Below are 2,434 nucleotides of genomic sequence, written 5' to 3' on the forward strand. Positions count from 1 at the left end.
ATGTTGCCCTCCGCATCCATCGTGAAATACCGCAGCCGGTCATCGACCTTACCACCCGGCGTGTTCTCGCGCACCGACAGCAGCTTGTCCCACGCATCGTAGGTGCTGGTGCTGTTGCTGGTTTTGAAGTCCTTGTGCGTGCTGGTGCCGATGACCTGCTGGGTGAGGTAGGTCTCCGCACCCTGGTAGGTGTAGCGGTAGGTGTGGGTGTAGCCCTAAAGAATCGAGCTATTTCTCACTGCAGCGACCAACATTTCAAACGCCCCTCTGCTTCTATTCTTGAAATCAAAGAATCCGAAATGTCAGTTTTCGCACCATCGCCTTGCGGAATTGAAGGTTCGACCATCAATTCAAAGTCATTTGTTTTTTCCTCCCTGAGATCATTCTCTGGAGCGGGAACTCCAAGCAATGCATAGCGGAGACCATCACGCTCAACCACATATGCAGGAAATTCACAATACCGTCCCATGGTGTCTTCGACAAAAATTAAACCACCAAGGACACTACCTAATATTTCCGCTGTCGCGGGCAAATCACCTACCGGCTCTATGCCAACATGTGCAAACTTTTTCATAGAAAAACTCATCATGGCTGGGGCTTAAGAAAGAAAATTTGCGCATCAGGTTTGGCCTGAAGACGCATAATCTCTTGCTGAGTGTATATGCGGAACGTAAACGGTTCTTCGCGAAGGCCTTTAAATGCGGGATTCTGGCGAAGGGAATTATCAATCGAACTCTGAACGCCTGCAACCCCATCAATCTCGGCCCCACTGCGAAAACGCACTCTACTCCCGAATTGGGAAGCCAGCTTGTCGCTCACAATAAAAGCATCAACGTCAAAGTCGCCAGGATTGAATGGCTTTCCGCCCTTGTGCTCACCTTTGAATCCGCGAGCCAAGCTTCCACGGAAGCCAACCAAAGCGTCCGCGTCCAACTTCGAAATAGTCTGGAGATGAGAATCGACTATCTCACCCAGACTACCGACGATACCTTCTCGTGTGACTGCACTTTCCACAACCCTACCAAACCTAACCCCAACACTGCCAGCCTGCGATCGCCCAAGCCCGCTGGCACCAATGTCATCAATCATCACGCCATAGTTGCCGTATCGGTTCATGGCCTTGCCGACCAGCAAGCCGCCGGCAAACTCTCCACCCAAATTCGCGAGAGGACGGTAATCGTTGTCCACAATCGCTGCACCGGCCCCGTTGCCAATCGCGGTGCCCAGACCCACGGTTGCGGCGTACAGCGGATTGTGATCCAGCGCGAACTGGTCCCACGTCTGGCCTGAGCGTTCGTAGTCACGCGACATGCCGCTGTTCATCTCAGGCAGCCAATAGTCACCCTCTTCTCTAAAGAGGTTTGTGGTCACTGCTGCTGCAGCCAGTACCATGTCGCCCACCCGCAGCGGCGTATCGGCAACTTCGCGCCCAACCCCTACAAATGCATTGCCGACGCCCTCAACGAAGGAACCTGCAACTTCCCACCCGCTGATGCTGTTGGGCTCGACCGGAATGGCCTCCCGATTGACCGGCATCGGCGCCACCGGCTGTGCAGTCGCAGGCGCCATGCGTGCGGCGTTGATCGCACCGATATCCAGCGCGTTGCTGCGTTGGAATGCTCCTACGTCAATGGCATTGCTACGGCGACGGTCGGCACGGATGTTCTCCACCGTCTGTGCACCGACCGCACGCATCAACGCTTGGTCATGCAGTTCTTGATCGCTTGCGCGGATCTGGATGCTAGATATGTTGCTGCGCGTGGCTCTGACCTCGACAGTGTCCAGCGTCAGGTCACCATTACGGTCTCTGACATATCTGCCAGGTGCNTCTGTGTCAACGAGTTGACCAGTACATTGCTGAAAGCATCGACTGCCAGATCGGTGTAATCGATAGACCCTCTGCGCAAGGAAGCACTGACCACGCCCCCGGTGATACCGGCCACGGTTGCCTGACCATACTTCATCGTGTCCACACCAATGGACCGCGCAATCGTCGGCGCCAGTTGCTGCGTGATACCCGCAGTCACCGCGCTAGCTGCCACGCTGCGCCAACTGAAGCTCGCCTCGTTACCGACCAATCGATTGGCAAGGTAGTTACTGACATTGCCGACTGCTGCTGTGCTCATCGCACCGACGACGGGCCCCACACTTGCGGAAACGGCGGTGCTGAATCCAGCTGTTGCTCCGCTGGCGATTGCACTGGCCGCCACATTGCGCCAGCTGAAGCTGGTCTGGCCCATCGCACTGCCAACGCCTTGGCTGACGGCTGAGCCTGCTGCACCAGCAACTGCCCATGTTGCCGCTGATGCAGCCGCCGCACCTGCCGTAGTGGCAGTGGCATTCAATGCCGCAGTAAAGTAGGCGCCGGTCGCGCCGGCAGTGAAGTACGTCACCACCACGGCCACGACCACCATGATGATCATCCCCAACGTGC

2 protein-coding genes are annotated in these 2,434 nt (G+C 56.3%); both read right to left on the minus strand.

Annotated features, from left to right (window positions below; all coding sequences use genetic code 11):
* Positions 1-235 precede the first annotated feature (235 nt).
* Complete coding sequence (locus XaplCFBP3123_RS21390) at positions 236-574, minus strand: hypothetical protein (RefSeq protein WP_133125682.1); 339 nt, start codon at positions 572-574, stop codon at positions 236-238.
* 11 nt (positions 575-585) lie between these two features.
* A partial coding sequence (locus XaplCFBP3123_RS21080; protein WP_216361756.1) for a hypothetical protein occupies positions 586-1,827 on the minus strand: 1,242 nt, incomplete at its 5' end.
* Positions 1,828-2,434 lie beyond the last annotated feature (607 nt).

This window comes from Xanthomonas arboricola pv. populi, from assembly GCF_002939945.1.
GTDB lineage: Bacteria > Pseudomonadota > Gammaproteobacteria > Xanthomonadales > Xanthomonadaceae > Xanthomonas > Xanthomonas arboricola_A.

What these genes read in the sequence shown, in the direction of transcription:
- XaplCFBP3123_RS21390 (WP_133125682.1), bottom strand. Translation starts at nt 574, where the DNA reads ATGAAAAAGTTTGCACATGTTGGCATAGAGCCGGTAGGTGATTTGCCC.